General features: G+C 54.7%; 22 protein-coding genes. 15 read left to right on the top strand and 7 right to left on the bottom strand.

Translation table 11 applies throughout. From position 1 onward, the window contains the following. The first annotated feature begins 186 nt into the window (after positions 1–186). Positions 187–1,440, top strand: coding sequence for a serine hydroxymethyltransferase (glyA, locus tag HV107_RS03375; protein ID WP_182062080.1), 1,254 nt, complete (start codon positions 187–189; stop codon positions 1,438–1,440). Between the two features lie 52 nt (positions 1,441–1,492). Here the strand turns inward: glyA and HV107_RS03370 are convergent, their stop codons facing one another. Further along, positions 1,493–1,915: a DoxX family protein gene (locus HV107_RS03370; RefSeq protein ID WP_182062079.1), complete on the bottom strand. Its 423-nt coding sequence runs from the start codon at positions 1,913–1,915 to the stop codon at positions 1,493–1,495. A 172-nt stretch (positions 1,916–2,087) separates the two neighbouring features. On the opposite strand from HV107_RS03370, the gene HV107_RS03365 reads away from it, so the two are divergent. Continuing rightward, the gene (locus HV107_RS03365) at positions 2,088–3,227 is read left to right on the top strand and encodes a 3-phenylpropionate MFS transporter (protein ID WP_182062078.1); all 1,140 of its coding nucleotides are present in this window, start codon (positions 2,088–2,090) and stop codon (positions 3,225–3,227) included. Here the strand turns inward: HV107_RS03365 and csiE are convergent, their stop codons facing one another. Further along, positions 3,228–4,505 (bottom strand): stationary phase inducible protein CsiE, encoded by a 1,278-nt coding sequence (gene csiE / locus HV107_RS03360; protein ID WP_182062077.1) that lies wholly within the window; start codon positions 4,503–4,505, stop codon positions 3,228–3,230. Positions 4,506–4,630: 125 nt separating this feature from the next. On the opposite strand from csiE, the gene HV107_RS03355 reads away from it, so the two are divergent. Further along, complete coding sequence (locus tag HV107_RS03355) at positions 4,631–5,269, top strand: DUF1007 family protein (RefSeq protein WP_182062076.1); 639 nt, start codon at positions 4,631–4,633, stop codon at positions 5,267–5,269. Further along, positions 5,260–6,240 carry a nickel/cobalt transporter gene (locus HV107_RS03350; protein ID WP_182062075.1) on the top strand — a complete coding sequence of 327 codons (981 nt, stop codon included), beginning with the start codon at positions 5,260–5,262 and terminating at the stop codon, positions 6,238–6,240. Before HV107_RS03355 ends, HV107_RS03350 begins: the two co-directional genes overlap by 10 nt. 36 nt (positions 6,241–6,276) lie before the next feature. Here the strand turns inward: HV107_RS03350 and suhB are convergent, their stop codons facing one another. Further along, positions 6,277–7,080, bottom strand: coding sequence for an inositol-1-monophosphatase (gene suhB / locus HV107_RS03345; protein ID WP_014071352.1), 804 nt, complete (start codon positions 7,078–7,080; stop codon positions 6,277–6,279). Between the two features lie 131 nt (positions 7,081–7,211). On the opposite strand from suhB, the gene trmJ reads away from it, so the two are divergent. From trmJ to sseB, 11 genes are all read left to right on the top strand, one after another. After that, positions 7,212–7,937 carry a tRNA (cytosine(32)/uridine(32)-2'-O)-methyltransferase TrmJ gene (trmJ, locus tag HV107_RS03340; protein ID WP_182062074.1) on the top strand — a complete coding sequence of 242 codons (726 nt, stop codon included), beginning with the start codon at positions 7,212–7,214 and terminating at the stop codon, positions 7,935–7,937. Positions 7,938–8,168: 231 nt separating this feature from the next. Further along, a complete protein-coding gene (gene iscR, locus HV107_RS03335) occupies positions 8,169–8,660 on the top strand; it encodes a Fe-S cluster assembly transcriptional regulator IscR (protein ID WP_008502158.1) in 492 nt (163 codons plus the stop codon). Positions 8,661–8,779: 119 nt separating this feature from the next. Next, the gene (locus tag HV107_RS03330) at positions 8,780–9,994 is read left to right on the top strand and encodes an IscS subfamily cysteine desulfurase (RefSeq protein ID WP_182062073.1); all 1,215 of its coding nucleotides are present in this window, start codon (positions 8,780–8,782) and stop codon (positions 9,992–9,994) included. 24 nt (positions 9,995–10,018) lie between these two features. Next, positions 10,019–10,405 (top strand): Fe-S cluster assembly scaffold IscU, encoded by a 387-nt coding sequence (gene iscU / locus HV107_RS03325; protein ID WP_005120408.1) that lies wholly within the window; start codon positions 10,019–10,021, stop codon positions 10,403–10,405. A gap of 13 nt (positions 10,406–10,418) precedes the next feature. Further along, positions 10,419–10,742, top strand: coding sequence for an iron-sulfur cluster assembly protein IscA (iscA, locus tag HV107_RS03320; RefSeq protein ID WP_014071348.1), 324 nt, complete (start codon positions 10,419–10,421; stop codon positions 10,740–10,742). A 77-nt stretch (positions 10,743–10,819) separates the two neighbouring features. Continuing rightward, positions 10,820–11,335 carry a co-chaperone HscB gene (gene hscB, locus HV107_RS03315; protein WP_182062072.1) on the top strand — a complete coding sequence of 172 codons (516 nt, stop codon included), beginning with the start codon at positions 10,820–10,822 and terminating at the stop codon, positions 11,333–11,335. Positions 11,336–11,350: 15 nt separating this feature from the next. Further along, positions 11,351–13,201, top strand: a complete 1,851-nt coding sequence (gene hscA, locus HV107_RS03310) for a Fe-S protein assembly chaperone HscA (RefSeq protein WP_182062071.1) — start codon at positions 11,351–11,353, stop codon at positions 13,199–13,201. Between the two features lies 1 nt (position 13,202). Continuing rightward, on the top strand, positions 13,203–13,538 hold the full coding sequence (gene fdx / locus HV107_RS03305; RefSeq protein WP_014071345.1) for an ISC system 2Fe-2S type ferredoxin: 336 nt from the start codon (positions 13,203–13,205) through the stop codon (positions 13,536–13,538). Position 13,539: 1 nt separating this feature from the next. Then, the gene (iscX, locus tag HV107_RS03300) at positions 13,540–13,740 is read left to right on the top strand and encodes a Fe-S cluster assembly protein IscX (RefSeq protein ID WP_181681346.1); all 201 of its coding nucleotides are present in this window, start codon (positions 13,540–13,542) and stop codon (positions 13,738–13,740) included. 53 nt (positions 13,741–13,793) lie between these two features. Further along, positions 13,794–15,080 carry an aminopeptidase PepB gene (gene pepB, locus HV107_RS03295; RefSeq protein ID WP_182062070.1) on the top strand — a complete coding sequence of 429 codons (1,287 nt, stop codon included), beginning with the start codon at positions 13,794–13,796 and terminating at the stop codon, positions 15,078–15,080. A gap of 81 nt (positions 15,081–15,161) precedes the next feature. Then, a complete protein-coding gene (sseB, locus tag HV107_RS03290; RefSeq protein WP_182062069.1) occupies positions 15,162–15,938 on the top strand; it encodes an enhanced serine sensitivity protein SseB in 777 nt (258 codons plus the stop codon). 18 nt (positions 15,939–15,956) lie between these two features. Here sseB and HV107_RS03285 read toward each other — a convergent pair whose 3' ends face one another. The 4 genes from HV107_RS03285 to HV107_RS03270 form a co-directional block, all read right to left on the bottom strand. Next, positions 15,957–16,727: a MurR/RpiR family transcriptional regulator gene (locus tag HV107_RS03285; RefSeq protein ID WP_182062068.1), complete on the bottom strand. Its 771-nt coding sequence runs from the start codon at positions 16,725–16,727 to the stop codon at positions 15,957–15,959. Further along, entirely contained in the window at positions 16,727–17,572 is an 846-nt protein-coding gene (sseA, locus tag HV107_RS03280) for a 3-mercaptopyruvate sulfurtransferase (protein WP_182062067.1), read from the bottom strand. Before sseA ends, HV107_RS03285 begins: the two co-directional genes overlap by 1 nt. 89 nt (positions 17,573–17,661) lie before the next feature. Continuing rightward, positions 17,662–19,029: a 6-phospho-alpha-glucosidase gene (locus HV107_RS03275; RefSeq protein ID WP_182062066.1), complete on the bottom strand. Its 1,368-nt coding sequence runs from the start codon at positions 19,027–19,029 to the stop codon at positions 17,662–17,664. A 12-nt stretch (positions 19,030–19,041) separates the two neighbouring features. Further along, the gene (locus tag HV107_RS03270; RefSeq protein ID WP_182062065.1) at positions 19,042–20,586 is read right to left on the bottom strand and encodes a PTS transporter subunit EIIC; all 1,545 of its coding nucleotides are present in this window, start codon (positions 20,584–20,586) and stop codon (positions 19,042–19,044) included. Positions 20,587–20,855 lie beyond the last annotated feature (269 nt).

Genomic DNA, 20,855 nt, shown 5'->3' with positions numbered 1-20,855 from the left:
AAATCCGTTGAAAATAGTGAGAGCTTTATTCCTCAAACCCTTGCGTGGCGTGGAGGAAAACGTTTGCGTAAAATCGTTTGTCAAGACCTGTTATCACAGAACTAATCAGTTATACTGTTGCCCGTCGTCCAACAGGACTGCCTTTTCAGGCCAAAATTTTATTGTTAGCTGAGTCAGGAGATGCGGATGTTAAAGCGTGAAATGAACATTGCCGATTATGATGCCGAACTGTGGCAGGCTATGGAGCAGGAAAAAGTACGTCAGGAAGAGCACATCGAACTGATCGCCTCCGAGAACTACACCAGCCCGCGCGTTATGCAGGCGCAGGGTTCTCAGCTGACCAACAAATATGCTGAAGGTTACCCGGGCAAGCGCTACTACGGCGGTTGCGAATACGTTGATATCGTTGAGCAACTGGCTATCGACCGCGCAAAAGCGCTGTTTGGTGCAGACTACGCTAACGTGCAGCCGCACTCAGGCTCCCAGGCTAACTTCGCGGTTTACACCGCGCTGCTGCAACCGGGTGATACCGTTCTGGGTATGAACCTGGCGCAAGGCGGTCACCTGACTCACGGTTCCCCGGTTAACTTCTCTGGCAAACTGTACAACATCGTGCCTTATGGTATTGATGAGTCAGGTAAAATTGACTACGAAGAGATGGCGAAGCTGGCTCAGACCCACAAACCGAAGATGATCATCGGTGGCTTCTCTGCATACTCTGGCGTGGTTGACTGGGCAAAAATGCGTGAAATCGCTGACAGCATCGGTGCATATCTGTTCGTGGATATGGCGCACGTTGCCGGTCTGATTGCCGCAGACGTTTACCCGAACCCGGTTCCTCACGCTCACGTCGTGACCACCACCACCCACAAAACCCTGGCGGGTCCGCGCGGCGGCCTGATCCTGGCGAAGGGCGGCGATGAAGAGCTGTACAAAAAACTGAACTCTGCTGTGTTCCCAAGCGCGCAGGGTGGCCCACTGATGCACGTCATCGCGGGTAAAGCGGTTGCGCTGAAAGAAGCGATGGAACCTGAGTTCAAGGTTTACCAGCAGCAGGTTGCTAAAAACGCTAAAGCGATGGTGGAAGTGTTCCTGAGCCGTGGCTATAAAGTGGTTTCTGGCGGCACTGAAAACCACCTGTTCCTGCTGGATCTGGTTGATAAAAACCTGACCGGTAAAGAAGCTGACGCAGCCCTGGGCCGCGCCAACATCACCGTGAACAAAAACAGCGTACCAAACGATCCGAAGAGCCCGTTTGTGACCTCCGGTATCCGTATCGGTTCTCCGGCTGTGACTCGCCGTGGCTTTAAAGAAGCCGAAGTGAAAGAGCTGGCTGGCTGGATGTGTGACGTTCTGGACAATATCAATGACGAAGCGGTAATCGAGCGCGTTAAAGGTAAAGTTCTGGATATCTGCGCGCGCTTCCCGGTATACGCATAATCCCTCTGCTTTGCAGAAAGTAAAAAGGCCGCGATTGCGGCCTTTTTTTTGTTTAACGCCTGTCGAGGGATATTGCGCCAGGGCCGGTTATCGCCAGCAAAATAAATGCACCAGCAATACTGACGTTCTTGTAGAAATTAATCATATTCGGCACCACGGCATCACCGGTCATATCCCAGTAGTGATGACCAATCACCGCCGTTCCCAGCGTGTAGAAAATAAACAGCACGGCAATAGGGCGAGTGTAAAAACCCAGCACGATAAGAATAGCTGCGGGGACTTCCATCACCACCGCGATAATGGCCGCCAGCGTGGGCATGGGGGCGCCGAGCGAGGTCATATATTGAACGGTGCCGCTAAACCCCGTCAGTTTGGGATAGCCAAAAATAATAAACAGGACAACGATGGCGATACGGGCAATCAATAACAGGAAGGAGCGTGAGGAGCCGAAATCGAAATAACGTAAGCTGTTCATGGCAAACGACCTCTGCATGCGATGTAGTTTAAACGTAATACAATTTTCCCGCTCTCGCCATACGCTATCCGGCTCTCACTGATGTTAATTTATCGTTAATTTATAGCACGCTAATGACTTGCTAAAGTCGGGGATTAACGCCAGACTATCGCCTCCATTTCAGGAGGGATTCATGGTTTTGCATTCCACACGCTGGCTGGCGCTCAGCTATTTCACCTACTTTTTTAGCTACGGTATTTTCCTGCCTTTCTGGAGCGTCTGGCTCAAAGGGATTGGCCTTACGCCGGAAACCATTGGCGTGCTGCTGGGCGCCGGGCTGGTTGCGCGTTTTCTGGGAAGTCTGTTAATTGCGCCACGCGTCAGCGATCCCTCCTTACTGATTAAAGCTGTACGAATTCTGGCGCTGCTGACGCTGGTCTTTGTGGCCTGCTTCTGGGTCAGCCATCAGTTTGCGTGGTTGATGGTAGTGATGGTGGGCTTCAATCTGTTCTTCTCTCCGCTGGTACCGCTGACGGATGCGCTGGCGAATACCTGGCAAAAACAGATAACCATGGATTATGGTCGCGTACGTCTGTGGGGTTCGATTGCCTTTGTGATTGGCTCTGCGCTGGTGGGCAAGCTGGTCAGTCTCTACGATTATCACGCCATTCTGGCGTTGTTGAGCCTCGGGATCGCTTCAATGCTGTTGGGTATGTTATTGCGCCCTTCAGTGATGCCGCAGGGAGAAAACCGCCATCAGGAAAGCGCTGGCTGGCCTGCCTGGAGGGCGTTGGTCGTCCAAAGCTGGCGCTTTCTGGCGTGCGTGTGCCTGCTTCAGGGAGCACATGCAGCCTATTACGGTTTTAGCGCAATTTACTGGCAAGGGGCAGGGTACTCGGCTTCAGCCGTGGGGTATCTCTGGTCGCTTGGCGTTGTTGCTGAGGTGATTATCTTTGCCCTGAGCAAAAAACTGTTCCGTCGCTTTGGGGCTCGCGACCTGCTGCTGCTTTCCGCCGTGTGCGGTGTGGCGCGCTGGGGCATTATGGGCTGGACGACAGAACTGCCGTGGCTTCTCGTGGCGCAAATTCTGCACTGTGGCACCTTCACGGTGTGCCATCTGGCTGCCATGCGCTATATCTCAGCCCGGGAAGGTGGGGATGTTATTCGCTTGCAGGCGGTCTATTCAGCCGTTGCAATGGGCGGCAGTATTGCCGTGATGACCGTATTTGCGGGCTTCCTGTATCAGCAACTGGGCCACGGCGTATTCTGGGTCATGGCACTGGTCGCGCTGCCCGCAATGGTAGTACGTCCCAAAGTGGCGGCGCGGGTCTGATTACGACTCCAGCATGGTGCGAATATGTTCTTGCTGCTGCGCATTGAGTGTCTCAACGGCATGGACCAGCGGCGGTGAGAATAGCGGCAGCGCCGTGGGGTAGGGGGTGATAACCAGTGAGGCTTCACGCGGTGCTCCCTCCTTCTGAAAAGCCTGTAACGTCAGATAACGAATATTGAGCGGCAGCAGCGTCAGTTCACGTAGCTGTTGCTCAATTAACGCCTCGCACTCTTTATCATCCCCCGTTAACAGCACGACCTGTTTTTCGTGCAGATCGTTCTCCTGCATCAGCCAGGCTCCAAAAATCACCGCCACCAGGCTCATCTCTTCTTCGGAAAAACGCAGCCCGAATTCGGCTTCCAGCTCAAACAGCGACGCTTTGGTTGTACGCAGCAGGCGCGGGTAAAGGCGATGGATCTCTTCCGGCAGGCTGTTATCGATGCCGATATCAAATAAAGAGCGATCAAGCGCCTGAGTCAGGTGGATATAAAGCTGATCGGTCAGCCCTTGCTCGTCGCTGAAGTTCATCCCGGTCTGTGCCCGAAAACGCGCAATCATGCGGACAATAGTACGGCGTAAACGCTGATCCTGCTGGTGTTTATCCAGAACCGGATCGGGAGTGCGCAGCATCATGAACAGCAGCGACAAAAACAGTTGCTCATCGATATGCGGTGCTGCGGGTACACGACGTTTCCAGTGGCGAACAATCTCCTGCGCCGTAAAATATTCTCCCCTGGACTGCGCCCAGTTGCGCTGAACGTGGGTGAAGCGCGGCGTATTCCCCTGATGGTGTTGAATCAGACAATATTGTAAAAAAAGCTGTAAAAACTGCACATCCCGGCATTCAAACTGGCGCTGAAGCCTGCGGGAACAGAAGTTAATCAGCGCGCGCAGGTTGATGTCATCGTACAGAGGGCGGGCAATGCCGTGCCGTTTAAGCGCGGTTTTTAATGCCGGAGTAAACTGGTGAGAAACAAACTGTGGGCAAAGCCTGAGCGCCCTGCGCAACCAGTGCAGCAGGCATAAACGCTGATTCAGCGCGGTGCCCTCAATTCGGTAGCTGCCGTCATGATGCGTGACGATATCAAGCCGATGATAGCGCTGGATTTCATCGCGTGTCTCGGCTATATCTTGCCGTGCGATGGTGTCGTCAACCCCGTTGGCAGCCATAATGCTCTGTGCGGTTACGGCAGTATCTGGCAGGTAAAGCATCAAAAGCACCTGGCAGCGGCGCTGCGAACTGGAAAGCACAGATGGAATCTCAAGCGTCGTCATCATCTGTCGGGTATCCAGTGTGAGTGTTTGGTAAGAATAGCTAAAGGATGTCTGCAATAAAGCGCAACGGGAATGCTTTCCTTCAGGATTGCAGGCGAACATCACAGAATTTTTGACGTGAGGAATTGATGCAAATAGTTAAACAAAGTGCTCTGACGTTATTTTTGGCGGTTTTCACTTTTACCGTCAGCGCACATCCTCACAGTTTTATTAGCCTGCAAACAACGCTGGTGACAGACGGGACGCAACTTAGCGGCCTTAAGATGCGCTGGACGATGGACGAAATCACCTCTGCTGACCTGCTTTATGATGCCGGAAATGCCAAACCTGGCGATGATGTCTGGAAAAAACTGGCGGCGGAAGTGATGGCGAATGTACTGGGTCAGCACTATTTCACCGAGTTCTGGCATAACGGCCAGAAAGTTAAATTCCTTAATCGCCCGACGGAATACGGGATGTCGCGTGAAGGGCATCAGGCGGTGCTGACGTTTGTGCTGCCTCTGGCGCAACCCCAGCCGCTGGCGGGGCAAAAGTATACCTTTTCAACTTTTGACCCAAGCTATTACGTCGATATGAGTTATGCCGAAGACAGCGATGCGCAGCTGCCTGCCGGGCTGCAAAAACGCTGTACGCTGGCGGTCCACACCCCTAAACCCAGTGAAGAAACGCTTAACTTTGCCGTGTCTCTCGATAAAGAAGATGCTCCGCCAGAGGATATGGAGCTGGGTAAACAGTTTGCACAGCAGGTAACGTTGCAATGTCAGTGATCTCTTCCCCCGTCAGAAAACCCCGCCGCTGGTTGCAGCTTTGGCCGCTGGCCCTGTTTCTGGTGTTGGCCGCAGGCGGCATGCTTTGGCTGTGGCAATTATGGCCGCAGGTGATGATGAAAAGCATCCTCTGGCAGCGTGATGTTAATCAGCAGATGAGCGGGCTGCTAAAAGCCGTGGCCGACAACCCGACTCAGGCGGGGGGATCGCTGCTGATTTTCAGCTTTCTGTATGGTGTTTTGCACGCGCTTGGCCCCGGACACGGCAAAATTGTGATTACCACCTGGCTTGCCACGCATCCCTCAAAGCTGAAATCGAGTATTGGCCTGACGCTGGCCTCCTCATTGCTACAGGGGCTTGTGGCTATTGTGCTGGTAGTGGTCGTCCTGTCGCTTCTGCAACTCCCGGCGCGTCAGCTTCATTTGAGCAGTTTCTGGCTAGAGAAGGGCAGCTACGCGCTGGTGGGCGTGCTGGGGCTGATCCTCTGCTGGCGAGCACTAAAGAAAATGCGCGCCTTACTGCAAAAACCAACATTCAAAACCTTTATGCCATACCACGTTCACGATGCTCATTGCGGCTGTGGACATCAACATTTGCCGACTCAAAAACAGCTGCAAAATGGCGATGACTGGCGCGCACGGTTGATGATTGTTCTCTCGATGGGAATGCGCCCGTGTTCGGGGGCGATCATGGTGCTGCTGTTCAGTAAGGTTATTGGTGTGTTTGGCTGGGGAATGATCTCAGCGCTGGCGATGGCGGCGGGAACATCACTAACGATTACTTCACTGGCGTTGCTGGTACACAGTTTCCGTCAACTGGCGGTAAAACTGAGCGGTAATAAAACGCCGGTATTGTGGCGACAGGTTGGCTGGACAACACTTGCGCTGGCAGGTGGCGTTATTTTACTTGTTGCGGCGGTAACGATGTGGATGAGTGCGGTGCCGGTAGGAAGGGGATTGCGGCCGTTTTAACAGGGGCGGGCAGGTGCCCGCACCCTGATGACTGAATTAACGCTTCAGCGCGTCGCTCAGTTCATCACGCATGTTTGCCAGCATGGCTTTAACAACGCGTGGGTTACCTGCAACGATGTTGCCGGTGGTCATGTAGTTGTGGCCGCCGGTGAAGTCACACACCAGTGCGCCCGCTTCACGCGCGATCAGCTCACCCGCAGCAAAGTCCCACGGCTTCAGTGCCAGTTCGAAGTAACCGTCAACGCGACCGGTCGCAACGTATGCCAGATCCAGTGCAGCAGAACCGGTGCGACGGAAATCGGCACATTCGGTGAACAGTTTGCCCAGGATATTCATATAAGTAGTTGCGTGCTGCTTCGCTTTGAACGGGAAGCCGGTCGCCAGAATGGTGCCGTCCAGGTCACGTGCATTGCTGCAACGCAGACGGTAGCCGTTCAGCTGAGCGCCCTGGCCGCGGGTTGCGGTGAACAGTTCGTTACGCATTGGATCGTAGACAACGGCGACTTCAGTACGGCCTTTAATGCGTACAGCGATAGACACAGAGAAGTGTGGCAGGCGTTTTACGAAGTTGGTGGTGCCATCCAGTGGATCGATAACCCATTGAACATCCTGATCGGTACCTTCATGTTCACCGCTTTCTTCGGTGATGATGGTGTGCTGCGGGTAAGATTTGCGGATCGTTTCGATAATAATCGCTTCTGCGGCTTTATCGACGTTAGTCACGAAATCATTGCTGCCTTTCTGGCTGGTTTCTACGGAGTCTGGAGTTTCGTAGTGTTTGGCAATTACATTACCCGCCTTGCGCGCTGCGCGCACGGCGATGGTCAGCATCGGATGCATCGGTCTCTCTCACTGGATGTTAAAGAACATGAAAATCGGCGCAGAGTATAGCAGCGGGATCGGATTATGTCTCCCGATTATGATAATATGCCCGAATATTCTTCAGACACTGAATTCAGACACTAAAAACTATGCTGCAAAACATTCGAATCGTGCTGGTCGAAACATCGCATACCGGCAATATGGGCTCTGTTGCCCGCGCAATGAAAACCATGGGTTTAACCAATCTGTGGCTGGTAAACCCACTGGTCAAACCCGACTCCCAGGCTATCGCCCTGGCGGCCGGTGCCAGTGATGTTATCGGCAATGCCCAGATTGTTGATACCCTCGACGAAGCTCTGGCAGGTTGTAGCCTGGTGGTGGGCACCAGCGCGCGCTCGCGTACGCTGCCGTGGCCGATGCTGGACCCGCGTGAATGCGGTCTGAAAAGCGTGGCAGAAGCTGAACAGGCACCAGTTGCACTGGTGTTTGGCCGTGAACGCGTTGGCCTGACCAACGACGAACTGCAAAAATGTCATTATCACGTGGCGATTGCCGCAAACCCGGAATACAGCTCGCTGAACCTGGCGATGGCGGTACAGGTTATTGCCTACGAAGTGCGCATGGCCTGGCTGGCAACGCAGGAGAAACCGGTAGAACATAAAGAAGAGGCGGCTTACCCGCTGGTGGACGACCTGGAGCGTTTCTACGGTCATCTGGAACAGACCCTGCTTTCAACCGGTTTTATCCGTGAAGGTCACCCGGGGCAGGTGATGAACAAACTGCGCCGTATGTTTACCCGTGCGCGCCCGGAAAGCCAGGAGCTGAACATCCTGCGCGGTATCCTGGCGTCGATTGAGCAGAAGAATAAAGAGTAGCGTCGTCTGTTCGCCGGGTGGCGCTTCGCTTACCCGGCCTACAGAACCGTAGGTCGGGTAAGCGAAGCGCCACCCGACAAAAACGGCACGGAAGGTTAAATACCTGACTAAAACAGTCAAGTAAATAGTTGACCAATTTAGTCAGGAATGTCAGACTTGGCCCTGCTATGCAATACCCCCATTTTACAATAAAAAACCCCGGGCAGGGGCGAGTTTGAGGTTAAGTAAGACATGAGACTGACATCTAAAGGGCGTTATGCCGTGACCGCGATGCTGGACGTTGCGCTCAACTCCGAAGCGGGCCCGGTTCCGTTGGCTGATATTTCTGAACGACAAGGGATCTCCCTCTCTTACCTGGAACAGCTGTTCTCCAGACTGCGTAAAAATGGACTGGTTTCCAGCGTTCGTGGCCCAGGCGGCGGATATCTGCTGGGTAAAGACGCGGGCAGTATTGCGGTAGGCGAAGTGATTAGCGCAGTTGACGAATCCGTTGACGCGACCCGTTGCCAGGGTAAAGGCGGCTGCCAGGGCGGCGATAAGTGCCTGACCCATGCGCTGTGGCGCGATCTGAGTGACCGTCTGACCGGCTTCCTGAACAACATCACCCTTGGTGAGCTGGTGAATAACCAGGAAGTTCTGGATGTGTCTGGTCGTCAGCACAGCCATGATTCCCAACGCAGCACCCGCGCGCAAGACGCAATCGACGTTAAACTGCGCGCGTAATAAAAAGATAAGTATTTCAGAATCAGGCCGGGGCGTTCGCTCGCCCCGTGTACTCGGTCGTACATCCAGCCGGTTGCCTGATTCCTTGCATTGAAGCGATGTACGGAGTTTATAGAGCAATGAAATTACCGATTTATCTCGATTACTCCGCAACCACGCCGGTGGACCCGCGTGTTGCCGAGAAAATGATGCAGTGTCTGACCCTGGACGGAAACTTTGGTAACCCAGCTTCCCGTTCACACCGTTTTGGCTGGCATGCTGAAGAGGCGGTAGATATCGCCCGTAATCAGATTGCTGACCTGGTGGGTGCCGATCCGCGTGAAATCGTATTCACCTCCGGTGCAACCGAATCCGACAACCTGGCGATCAAAGGTGCGGCCAACTTTTATCAGAAAAAAGGCAAGCACGTTATCACCAGCAAAACCGAACACAAAGCCGTGCTGGATACCTGCCGTCAGCTGGAGCGTGAAGGGTATGAAGTCACCTACCTGGCGCCACAGAGCAACGGTATCATTGACCTGAAAGAGCTCGAAGCGGCAATGCGTGAAGACACCATTCTGGTTTCCATCATGCACGTGAACAACGAAATCGGCGTAGTGCAGGATATCGCGACCATCGGCGAAATGTGCCGTGCGCGCGGCATCATCTATCACGTTGATGCGACTCAGAGCGTGGGCAAACTGCCTATCGACCTGAGCCAGCTGAAAGTGGATCTGATGTCCTTCTCCGGCCACAAAATCTATGGTCCGAAAGGTATTGGCGCGCTTTATGTTCGTCGTAAGCCACGTATCCGTATCGAAGCGCAGATGCACGGCGGCGGTCACGAGCGCGGAATGCGTTCAGGTACTCTGCCTGTTCACCAGATCGTGGGCATGGGCGAAGCGTACCGCATTGCGAAAGAAGAGATGGAAACCGAGATGGCGCGTCTGCGCACTCTGCGTAACCGTCTGTGGGACGGCGTGAAAGATATGGAAGAAGTGTATCTGAACGGTTCCCTGGAGCAGGGCGCACCAAACATCCTCAACGTAAGCTTCAACTATGTTGAAGGCGAATCGCTGATCATGGCACTGAAAGACCTGGCGGTTTCTTCTGGCTCTGCATGTACTTCTGCAAGCCTGGAGCCATCCTACGTGCTGCGCGCACTGGGGATGACCGACGAGCTGGCACACAGCTCTATCCGTTTCTCTTTAGGTCGTTTCACTACCGAAGAAGAGATTGACTACACCATCAAGCTGGTTCGCAACTCCATTGGCCGTCTGCGTGACCTTTCTCCACTGTGGGAAATGTTCAAACAGGGCGTGGATCTGAACAGCATTGAATGGTCACATCACTAATCGGTACATAAGGAGAATTCAATCATGGCATACAGCGAAAAAGTTATTGATCATTACGAGAACCCACGCAACGTTGGCTCTTTTGACAACAGCGATGAATCCGTAGGTAGCGGCATGGTCGGTGCACCAGCGTGTGGCGACGTGATGAAGTTGCAGATTAAAGTCAACAATGAAGGTATCATTGAAGACGCGCGCTTCAAGACCTATGGCTGCGGTTCTGCTATTGCGTCCAGCTCACTTGTGACCGAGTGGGTAAAGGGCAAGTCTCTGGACGAAGCACAGGCAATCAAAAACACCGATATTGCTGACGAACTCGAACTGCCGCCGGTGAAAATTCACTGCTCTATCCTGGCAGAAGACGCGATCAAAGCCGCTATTGCGGATTACAAAAGCAAACGTGAAGCAAAATAATTGAGGTTTGAGTATGTCGATTACCCTTAGCGACAGCGCTGCCGCGCGAGTAAGCGCCTTCCTGGCGAACCGTGGTAAAGGCTATGGCCTGCGACTGGGCGTACGTACCTCCGGCTGTTCTGGTATGGCTTACGTACTGGAGTTTGTTGATGAACCGGCGTCCGACGACACCGTGTTTGAAGACAAGGGCGTGAAGGTGGTGGTCGATGGTAAGAGCCTGCAATTCCTCAATGGCACTCAGCTGGACTTTGTAAAAGAAGGCCTGAACGAAGGGTTCAAATTCACGAACCCGAACGTAAAAGACGAGTGCGGTTGCGGCGAAAGCTTCCACGTTTGATCGTGCGTCATCCGATGAACCCCACCGCAGGAATCTGTGCGTGGGGTTTGTTTTAATCGGCTACCCCTGAGATTGTTATGGATTACTTCACCCTCTTCGGATTACCCGCTCAGTACACTGTCGATATTCCGGCCCTGACGATCCGTTTTCAGGATCTGCAACGTCAATATCACCCGGATAAATTCGCCAGTGGTACTCAGTCAGAGCAATTGGCGGCCGTGTCTCAATCTGCGACCATCAATCAGGCCTGGCAGACGCTGCGTAATCCGTTAACCCGCGCAGAGTACTTACTCTCTCTTCACGGATTTGATCTGGCGAGCGAACAACACACCGTACGCGATACCGCATTCCTGATGGAACAGCTGGAGCTGCGTGAAGAGCTGGATGAGATTGACCAGGCGAAAGACGAAAACCGGCTGTCGCGCTTTATCAAACGTGTCAAAGAGATGTTTGATACCCGCCATCAGCAGATGGTTGAACAATTGAATAACGAGACATGGGACGTAGCGGCGGACACAGTACGCAAGCTCCGTTTTCTCGATAAACTGCGAAGCAGCGCTGAACAACTCGAAGAAAAGCTGCTCGATTTTTGATTCTGGAAGCTCAACATGGCCTTATTACAAATTAGTGAGCCTGGTTTAAGTGCTGCACCGCACCAGCGTCGTCTGGCGGTGGGCATTGATTTAGGTACCACCAATTCCCTCGTGGCGACCGTGCGTAGCGGCCAGGCTGAAACGCTGGCTGACGCAGACGGCCGCCATTTGCTGCCATCTGTGGTCCACTATCATCAGCAGGGCCACACGGTCGGCTACGATGCGCGTGCTAACGCCGCCCGCGATCCGGTCAACACCATCATCTCTGTTAAGCGCATGATGGGTCGCTCTCTGGCGGATATCCAGAGCCGCTACCCGCACCTGCCTTATCAGTTCCAGGCAAGTGAAAATGGCTTGCCGATGATCGCCACCACCGCCGGTTTACTGAACCCGATTCGTGTGTCTGCAGACATCCTCAAAGCGCTGGCGGCCCGCGCCACAGCTACGCTTGAAGGCGAACTGGACGGCGTGGTGATTACCGTTCCAGCCTATTTTGACGATGCACAGCGTCAGGGCACCAAAGACGCTGCGCGTCTGGCTGGGCTGCACGTATTGCGTCTGCTGAACGAACCGACTGCCGCTGCCATTGCCTATGGCCTGGATTCCGGTCAGGAAGGGGTGATTGCGGTATACGATTTGGGTGGCGGGACGTTTGATATCTCCATCCTGCGCTTAAGCCGTGGTGTATTTGAAGTACTGGCCACCGGCGGTGATTCTGCGCTCGGCGGTGATGATTTCGATCACCTGCTGGCGGATCACATTCGCGAGCAGGCGGGCATTACCGATCGTAGCGACGCGCGCGTTCAGCGTGAACTGCTGGATGCGGCGGTTGAAGCCAAAATTGCACTGAGTGACGCCCAGGCTGTCACCGTGAATGTCGCGGGCTGGCAGGGTGAAATCACCCGTGAACAGTTTAATGATCTGATTACCTCTCTGGTAAAACGCACGCTTCTGGCCTGCCGCCGCGCGCTGAAAGACGCGGGTGTTGAAGCGGAAGAGGTACTTGAAGTGGTCATGGTGGGTGGTTCCACCCGTGTGCCGCTGGTGCGTGAACGCGTGGGTGAATTCTTTGGCCGCACGCCGCTAACCTCCATCGACCCGGACAAAGTGGTCGCTGTGGGCGCCGCAATTCAGGCTGATATTCTGGTCGGCAACAAGCCGGACAGCGAAATGCTGCTGCTGGACGTCATTCCGCTCTCCCTGGGGCTGGAAACGATGGGCGGCCTGGTAGAGAAAGTGATCCCGCGTAACACCACCATTCCGGTGGCGCGTGCACAGGAGTTCACCACCTTCAAAGATGGCCAGACCGCGATGTCTATCCACGTGATGCAGGGCGAACGTGAACTGGTGCAGGATTGCCGTTCTCTGGCGCGCTTTGCGCTGCGCGGTATTCCGGCGCTGCCTGCGGGTGGGGCGCACATTCGCGTGACCTTCCAGGTAGATGCGGACGGCCTGCTGAGCGTCACGGCGATGGAAAAATCGACCGGTGTTGAATCGTCCATCCAGGTGAAGCCGTCTTACGGCCTGACCGATGGCGAAATCGTGACCATGATTCAGGATTCAATGAGCTACGCCGAACAAGACGTGAAGGCACGAATGCTGGCTGAACAGAAAGTTGAAGCCGCGCGCGTGCTGGAAAGCCTGGTTGGCGCACTCACTGCCGATGCCGCGCTGTTAAGCGCCGCTGAGCGTCAGGTGATCGACGACGCTGCCGAGCACTTACGTGCCGTAGCGCAAGCCGATGACGCTGATGCAATAGAAGAAGCCATTAAAAACGTTGATAAACAAACCCAGGACTTCGCCGCTCGCCGCATGGACAAATCTGTCCGCGTCGCGCTGAAAGGCCAGTCCGTGGACGAGGTTTAATATGCCAAAGATTGTTATTTTGCCTCATGCGGACCTCTGTCCGGATGGCGCTGTTCTGGAAGCGAAGACCGGTGAAACCATTCTCGACGTTGCCCTGCGTAACGGTATCGAAGTGGAACACGCCTGTGAAAAATCCTGTGCCTGCACCACGTGTCACTGCGTTGTGCGTGAAGGTTTTGACTCTCTTGCTGAGAGCACCGAAGACGAAGACGACATGCTGGATAAAGCATGGGGTCTGGAGCCAGACAGCCGTTTAAGCTGCCAGGCACTGGTGACCGACGAAGATCTGGTTGTGGAATTCCCACGTTACACCATCAACCACGCACGCGAGCATTAATATGGGACTGAAGTGGACAGACAGCCGTGAAATCGGCGAAGCGCTCTACGACGCGAACCCGGATCTCGATCCAAAGACCGTACGATTCACCGACATGCATCAGTGGATCTGCGATTTAGAGGATTTTGACGACGATCCAAACGCATCCAATGAAAAAATTCTGGAGGCGATTCTGTTAGTCTGGTTAGATGAGGCTAGCTAAATCACATTACGGGCTGCCTTCAGGCGGCCCGTTTGCTAATAAGGATAAATAAAATGACCGAAGCGATGAAGATTACGCTCTCCACACAGCCTGCCGACGCACGCTGGGGCGAGAAAGCCACCTACAGCATCAACAACGACGGCATTACCCTGCACCTGACGGGCAAAGATGATTTGGGCCTGATCCAGCGCGCGGCGCGCAAAGTGGATGGTCTTGGGATTAAACACGTGACGCTGGACGGCGAAGGCTGGGATATCGATCGCAGCTGGGCGTTCTGGGCAGGTTACAAAGGTCCGAAAGGCACCCGTAAAATTGAGTGGGCAAACCTCGATGAAGCCGGCCAGAAAGAGCTGGAAAGCCGTCTGACCATTATCGACTGGGTGCGTGACACCATCAACGCCCCGGCTGAAGAATTAGGCCCGGAGCAGCTGGCGCAGCGCGCGGTTGACCTGCTGTGCGGCGTGGCGGGTGACAAAATGTCTTACCGCATCACCAAAGGCGAAGATCTGCGCGAGCAGAACTACATGGGTATTCATACCGTGGGCCGCGGCTCTGAGCGTCCCCCTGTGCTGCTGGCGCTGGATTACAACCCAACCGGCGACAAAACGGCGCCCGTCTTTGCCTGCCTGGTTGGTAAAGGTATTACCTTCGATACCGGCGGTTACAGCCTGAAGCAGAGCGCATTCATGGATTCCATGAAATCTGATATGGGCGGCGCGGCGACCATTACCGGCGCGCTGGCGTTTGCTATCACCCGTGGTCTGAACAAGCGCGTGAAGCTATACCTGTGCTGCGCGGACAACATGGTGAGCGGCAATGCCTTTAAACTGGGCGACATCATTCGCTACCGCAACGGCAAAAACGTCGAAGTGATGAACACCGACGCCGAAGGCCGTCTGGTGCTGGCCGATGGCCTGATCGACGCATCTGCGCAGAAACCCGAGCTGATTATCGATATGGCAACCCTGACCGGTGCGGCCAAAACCGCCCTGGGCAATGATTACCACGCGCTGTTCAGCTTCGACGACAAACTGGCTGCCCGCCTGCTGGCAAGCGCTGCCGCAGAGAACGAACCGTTCTGGCGTCTGCCGCTGGCCGAGTTCCACCGCAGCCAGCTGCCGTCTAACTTTGCCGAACTGAACAACACCGCAAGCGCGGCGTACCCGGCAGGTGCAAGCACCGCCGCTGGCTTCCTGTCTCACTTCGTTGAGAACTACCATGAAGGCTGGCTGCACATCGACTGCTCCGCAACGTACCGTAAAGCGGCAGTTGAGCAGTGGTCTGCGGGCGCGACCGGTCTGGGTGTGCGTACCGTGGCGAACCTGCTGACGGCTGAGTAATTGTTGCCCCCCTCACCCCAGCCCTCTCCCCAAAGGGGAGAGGGCTGGGGTGAGGGGGGAAATGCATCATCTGGAATTGTTATGTCAGAAACCAAAAACGAATTAGAAACCCTGCTGGAAAAGGCGGCGACCGAGCCCGCCCACCGTCCGGCATTTTTCCGCACGCTGCTGGAATCCACTGTCTGGGTGCCGGGCACCGCGGCGGAAGGTGAGCAGGTCGTAGAAGACAGCGCGCTGGATCTGCTGCACTGGGAGAAAGACGACGGCACTTCAGTCATTCCGTTCTTCACCTCTCTTGAAGCACTCCAGGAAGCGGTTGAAGATGAACAGGCATTTGTGGTGATGCCCGTGCGCACGTTGTTTGAAATGACGCTGGGCCAGACGCTGTTCCTGAACGCCAAACTGCCGACCGGAAAAGAGTTCACCCCGCGCGAAATCAGCCATCTGATTGGCGAAGAGGGCAACCCGCTCAGCACGCAGGAAGTGATTGAAGGTGGCGAAACGCTGCTGTTGTCTGAAGTGGCAGAACCGCCGGCGCAGATGATTGACTCCCTGACCACGCTATTCAAAACCATCAAGCCAGTAAAACGCGCGTTCCTGTGCTCCATTAAAGAGAGCGCGGACGAACAGCCAGTGCTGCTGATGGGTATTGAAGCCGACGGTGACATCGACGAGATCATTCAGGCTGCCGGAAGCGTGGCTACTGACACTCTGCCAGGTGATGAGCCGATTGATATCTGCCGTGTTGTGAAAGGTGAGAAGGGCATCAGCCACTTTATTACTGAACACATCACCCCGTTCTATGAACGTCGCTGGGGCGGTTTCCTGCGCGATCTTAAAACCAATCGCATTATCTGATAGCACTGGGGTGAGCACTCACCCCGTTGCTTCCAACAGCAGTAAATCCATCAACAGCACCAGATTAGACTCGAACGACGTCACGCCAGCGGCTTCTGCGGCGTAATGTACCGCTTCGTCATATAACGCGAAATGCAAATCCGCCATGCTCGCCAGCGTATTTGCAGAGGCGCGAGTAAAGGCCACCACCGTCATGCCAACATTTTTGGCAATCCGCGCTTTATCCAGCACCTGTTCTGTTTCGCCACTGCGTGAGACGGCAATAAACACCTGATAACGAGCAGCGTTACTCAGAAAAATATTCCTGCTGTCGCCGGGCCCGGAAATAAAGGCCGTTTTGCCCAACACCTGCAATTTCTTGGTGAGGTATTCGGCAAAAAGATAAGAAAACCCGGCGCCGTAGAGAAAAAAACTCTCTTTCTGGCGCAACAGGTCGGCAAACTGCTGGCGTTTTTCTTGCGTAACCCACTGGAATGTCTGCTGATAATTCGCAATGAACTGGCTGAACAGGGCAGGCAATTCCGGGAGGTCATTCCTTTGCGCAGTAATGTGTGGTGTGTCTGAAAGAAGCTGTTTGCAGTGCCAGATAAACTCGCTAAAACCGCTAAACCCCAGTTTCTGGCACAGACGCATAATGGTGGCGGTAGAGACGAATGTCGCCTGCGCCAGCTCGCGCACCGTGATGTTACCCACCAGCAGCGGATGTTCTGTGAGGTGGGCGAGCACGCGATACTCCGCGCGGGTCAATGACTCCCCGCGCGTTAAGAGCGTGGTCAGGCGGTTATCCATTATTTGGCAGGTTCAACCGGCAGGTCGTCACGGGCACCCCATTCGCTCCACGCGCCGTCGTAGAGCGTGACGTCATTGACGCCGAGCGTGGCGAGCGCCAGGATCGCCACGCAGGCCGTTACGCCGGAGCCGCAGCTGGCAATAATCGGGCGGCGTAAATCCACGCCCGCACGGTCAAAAATAGCGCGCAGCTCGTCGGTGGTTTTGAGCTCACCTTCAAACACTAAATCACCCCAGGGAACGTTCAGAGCGCCAGGAATATGGCCGCGCTTTAACCCCGGACGCGGTTCATCCGCTTCGGCGTTGAAACGCGGTGCAGGGCGAGCATCGATGATTTGCGCTGTTTTTTCATGGCTAACGACCAGCACATCGGTCAGACGTTTCACCACGTGAGCGTCGAAGGTAGCATCGAACTCGCCTTCCGGCAACGTCACGTCGCCCTGCTGGAGCGGCAGCTCGTCGCGCTTCCAGCCCGCAAGGCCGCCCGCCAGAATCGAGACGTTTTCCACGCCGAAGTTTTTCAGCATCCACCACGCACGCGGCGCCGAGAAGAGGTTACCTTCGTCATAAACAACGAGGTGTTTGTCTTTGCTGACGCCCAGCTCGCGCATCGCCACGGAAAACGCTTCCGAACGCGGCAGCATGTGCGGCAGGGGAGAAGTGTGGTCAGAGAGGGCTTCAATATCAAAAAATACCGCGCCAGGCAGATGTCCGGCGCGGTACTCACCGGGAACGTCGCGATGCTCTTGCCCCGGAGGGGCCATACGTGCGTCTATAATCTGGACTTCCGGGTCGTCGCTGTGTTCAATCAACCAGTCGGCGGCGACAAAATATGAGGTGGACATGGGTGCCTCCATTTTTTTCCGTAAAAAAGGATTGTCGGTGTTTTTTCTGACACCGACAAGCACACCACGTTCAACTCGCGAGCAACGCCTTATTTTTTCACCGCTTCGCCGTTATTCCAGGCTTTTTGCAGCGCAGGCCAGTAATCACGGTTAGCCTCTATCATCTCATCGAGAATCGCTTTTGCATGTTCCATAGTGGGCACGGTACGGTTCAGGGTGAATGCCTGCAACGCTTTTTCATAGTTGCCCTCTATAGTGGCTTCCACCAGCAGCTGTTCAGAAGCCAGCTGCTGTTGCAGTAACGTCTGGTGGAACAGCGGTACCTGGCCCACGCGTATTGGCTCTGGCCCTTCTGAGGTGATATAGGCTGGCACTTCCACCACGGCATCGTACGGCAGATTAGTAATCGCCCCGCGGTTTTCCACCATCACCAGATGGCGGCTCCGCAGGTTAAAGGCCAGCGAGCAGGCAACATCAACAATGAATTCACCGTGCACGCCAACGTGGAAGGCATCCGACAGTACGCCGGTGCGCTTGTACTCTTCTGCGGCCGCGAACAGCTTCTTCTCGCGCCCGTTCATCACTTCGTTAGCGCGGGTGTATTCAGGGTTCTGGTGCTCGACAATCTGGTTCGGCATCAGGTAGTACTGCAAATACGGGTTCGGCAGATACTCCGGGAAATTGTCCATGATCGGTTTGATGTTGCGCCAGGTTTTTACCCATGAAGGATCGGAATGCTGCGGGTCGGTTTTCGCGGCATCTTCCGTCAGCAGACCAAACTTCGCGATATGTCGACGCAGCTCCGGCAGCTTGTCTTCGCCATCCACCAGCACGCGGGTAAACCAGCCGAAGTGGTTCAGACCAAAGTAGTCCACCTCCAGCTTGTGGCGATCGACACCCAGAATCGCCCCCATATTACGCATCGCGGCCACCGGCATATCGCAGATGTTCAGCACGCGGGCGTTCGGACGCAGACGACGCACGCCTTCCGCGACGATCGCCGCCGGGTTGGAGTAATTTACGATCCACGCTTTTTCATGCGCGTAGCGATCCACCAAATCGATAAGCTCCACCATCGGCAGGATGGTGCGCAGGCCGTACGCCAGCCCGCCAGGGCCGCAGGTTTCTTGCCCAACCACGCCGTGACGCAATGGGATCTTCTCATCCTGCTCGCGCATTTTGTACTGGCCAACGCGCATCTGGGCGAAGACAAAATGTGCGCCGCTGAAAGCCACTTCCGGATCGCTGGTGACGGTAAATTTAATGCTCTGGCTGTGGTCGCGAATAACCTTCTCCACCACCGGCGCAATGGTGTTCTGACGCGCGTCGTCAATATCGTAGAGGCGTATTTCTGCCAGCGGGAAATCCTGCAGGCGTACCATCAGGCTTTTCACGATACCCGGCGTGTAAGTGCTGCCGCCACCGGCAATAGAGAGAATAAACGGGGGTTTAAACATCTTTAGCTCCTTTCAGAGAAACGTCTCAACGGCTTCTCGCATTTTTTTGACATGCAGCCCGTAGACCACCTGAACATTGTTACCTTGTTTGATAATCCCTTTCGCGCCGGTCGCCTTGAGGCACGGTTCGTCAATGATCTCGACATTCTTCACTGTGACGCGTAAGCGGGTGTAGCAGTTATCTACCGCTTCAATATTTTCTCGTCCGCCAAGACCCGACACGATGGATCCCCCCAGGCCCTCATTGTTCCCCTTCGCCTGATACTCGTGTTTGCTGTAGAGCCGTGTTTCCTGCTCGTCATCTTCACGGCCTGGCGTCTTCATGTTGAAACGCAGGATCAGGAAGCGGAACACCACGAAGTAGAGCACGAACATAATCAGCCCAACCACGAGGTACATTGGCCAGTTGGATTTCTCTGTGCCGAGCGGCAGGTTGTAAAGAATGAAATCAATAATCCCGTTAGCGCCAATTGCATGAACGCCAAACAGCGAGAAGAGCATCATGCCGATGCCGGTCAGTACCGCGTGCACCACGAACAGCAGGGGGGCAACAAACAGGAACGAGAACTCAATCGGTTCGGTCACCCCCACCAGCAGAGAGGTCAGTGCGGCCGGGATAAGAATCGCTTTTGCCGCAGCCTTGCGTTCTGGCTTCGCGGTCATATACATCGCCAGCGCCGCCGCAGGCAGGCCAAACATCTTGCTGATGCCACGCGCATCCCACACTACCGTGCTGCTGAGCTGTTTCACCTGCGGGCAAGCCATCTCGGCAAAGTAGATATTGCGCGCACCCTGGTAGGTTGCACCGCAGACCTCTTGTGTCCCGCCCAGTTCGGTATACAGGAACGGCGTGTAAACCAGATGATGCAAACCGGTTGGCACCAGAATGCGTTCAAGGAAACCGTAAATGGCCACACCGAACGGACCAGAGTCTTTTATCACCAGCGCCAGGGTGCTAATGCCATGTTGGGCAAATGGCCAGAGTTCACTCATTACCACGCCGAGGAGCATGGAAACGGGAAGCATCACAATGGCGACAAAACAGTGGCCGGAATAAATCGCCATCGCGCCATTAAACTGTACGCTGGCGTATTTGTTGTACAGGTAGCCGGAGATAGCCCCGGTCAGGATCCCGGCAAAAACGCCCATCTCCAGAACCTGAACCCCCAGCACCATGGCTTGTCCGGCCGCTTTCATCTGGTCTGCCGGAGCAAGCTCGCCCTGCAACTGCAGCGTGACGTTCATAGCATTGATAAACACCACAAAGGTCACCAGACCAATCAGGGCGGCGTAGCCTTTATCACGGGTCGCCAGGCCAATCGGGATACCCACGGCAAAGACCAGCGCCAGGTTAACCAGCACTGATACGGCAGATTTGGCGATAAGTTGACCCAGATTCTGGATTAACGGGTGGCCGAGGAATGGCAGATAGTCTGCCAGGTTACCGTTACCCAGCACGTTACCCAGGGCGATAAAAAGGCCGACAATCGGTAAGATAAGTACCGGTCCGTACAATGATTTTCCGAAATTTTGTAAGGCGTTCACGGCTCGTTTCATGGCTATCTCTCTTATTGAACCGCGCACTCGGTGTGCGTCTTGGGCCTTAAACTAGCAGGCAACTGGCGGGTTCATCCAGCTATCCGCTTGTTTTAAAAACAAATGACGTGAAAGGTAACATGTGACGTTTGATGGTGTGATCGGCGTTGCAGCACCGGTTGTGAGGTATCACCTCTTTGCGAGGTGCTTTCCAGAATCTCAATTTAGACTTTTTGTATTAATGAAACTTGCGGATAATACTTACCCGGATGACGACCAACAGGCTCAAT

The sequence above is a fragment of the Enterobacter sp. RHBSTW-00175 genome (assembly GCF_013927005.1).
Classification (GTDB): domain Bacteria; phylum Pseudomonadota; class Gammaproteobacteria; order Enterobacterales; family Enterobacteriaceae; genus Enterobacter.
The sequence above is the reverse complement of the archived record's forward strand: the minus strand, read 5'-3'. Positions and strand labels throughout refer to the sequence as shown.

Excerpts from the sequence above, each read along its gene's own strand:
- HV107_RS03285 (WP_182062068.1), bottom strand. The coding sequence starts at position 16,727 with ATGGATAACCGCCTGACCACGCTCTTAACGCGCGGGGAGTCATTGACC.
- HV107_RS03270 (WP_182062065.1), bottom strand. The coding sequence starts at position 20,586 with ATGAAACGAGCCGTGAACGCCTTACAAAATTTCGGAAAATCATTGTAC.
- fdx (WP_014071345.1), top strand. The coding sequence starts at position 13,203 with ATGCCAAAGATTGTTATTTTGCCTCATGCGGACCTCTGTCCGGATGGC.
- iscX (WP_181681346.1), top strand. The coding sequence starts at position 13,540 with ATGGGACTGAAGTGGACAGACAGCCGTGAAATCGGCGAAGCGCTCTAC.
- iscU (WP_005120408.1), top strand. The coding sequence starts at position 10,019 with ATGGCATACAGCGAAAAAGTTATTGATCATTACGAGAACCCACGCAAC.
- sseB (WP_182062069.1), top strand. The coding sequence starts at position 15,162 with ATGTCAGAAACCAAAAACGAATTAGAAACCCTGCTGGAAAAGGCGGCG.
- HV107_RS03365 (WP_182062078.1), top strand. The coding sequence starts at position 2,088 with ATGGTTTTGCATTCCACACGCTGGCTGGCGCTCAGCTATTTCACCTAC.
- HV107_RS03355 (WP_182062076.1), top strand. The coding sequence starts at position 4,631 with ATGCAAATAGTTAAACAAAGTGCTCTGACGTTATTTTTGGCGGTTTTC.
- HV107_RS03330 (WP_182062073.1), top strand. The coding sequence starts at position 8,780 with ATGAAATTACCGATTTATCTCGATTACTCCGCAACCACGCCGGTGGAC.
- iscA (WP_014071348.1), top strand. The coding sequence starts at position 10,419 with ATGTCGATTACCCTTAGCGACAGCGCTGCCGCGCGAGTAAGCGCCTTC.
- hscB (WP_182062072.1), top strand. The coding sequence starts at position 10,820 with ATGGATTACTTCACCCTCTTCGGATTACCCGCTCAGTACACTGTCGAT.
- csiE (WP_182062077.1), bottom strand. The coding sequence starts at position 4,505 with ATGATGACGACGCTTGAGATTCCATCTGTGCTTTCCAGTTCGCAGCGC.
- suhB (WP_014071352.1), bottom strand. The coding sequence starts at position 7,080 with ATGCATCCGATGCTGACCATCGCCGTGCGCGCAGCGCGCAAGGCGGGT.
- HV107_RS03275 (WP_182062066.1), bottom strand. The coding sequence starts at position 19,029 with ATGTTTAAACCCCCGTTTATTCTCTCTATTGCCGGTGGCGGCAGCACT.
- hscA (WP_182062071.1), top strand. The coding sequence starts at position 11,351 with ATGGCCTTATTACAAATTAGTGAGCCTGGTTTAAGTGCTGCACCGCAC.
- glyA (WP_182062080.1), top strand. The coding sequence starts at position 187 with ATGTTAAAGCGTGAAATGAACATTGCCGATTATGATGCCGAACTGTGG.
- iscR (WP_008502158.1), top strand. The coding sequence starts at position 8,169 with ATGAGACTGACATCTAAAGGGCGTTATGCCGTGACCGCGATGCTGGAC.
- HV107_RS03370 (WP_182062079.1), bottom strand. The coding sequence starts at position 1,915 with ATGAACAGCTTACGTTATTTCGATTTCGGCTCCTCACGCTCCTTCCTG.
- trmJ (WP_182062074.1), top strand. The coding sequence starts at position 7,212 with ATGCTGCAAAACATTCGAATCGTGCTGGTCGAAACATCGCATACCGGC.
- HV107_RS03350 (WP_182062075.1), top strand. The coding sequence starts at position 5,260 with ATGTCAGTGATCTCTTCCCCCGTCAGAAAACCCCGCCGCTGGTTGCAG.
- pepB (WP_182062070.1), top strand. The coding sequence starts at position 13,794 with ATGACCGAAGCGATGAAGATTACGCTCTCCACACAGCCTGCCGACGCA.
- sseA (WP_182062067.1), bottom strand. The coding sequence starts at position 17,572 with ATGTCCACCTCATATTTTGTCGCCGCCGACTGGTTGATTGAACACAGC.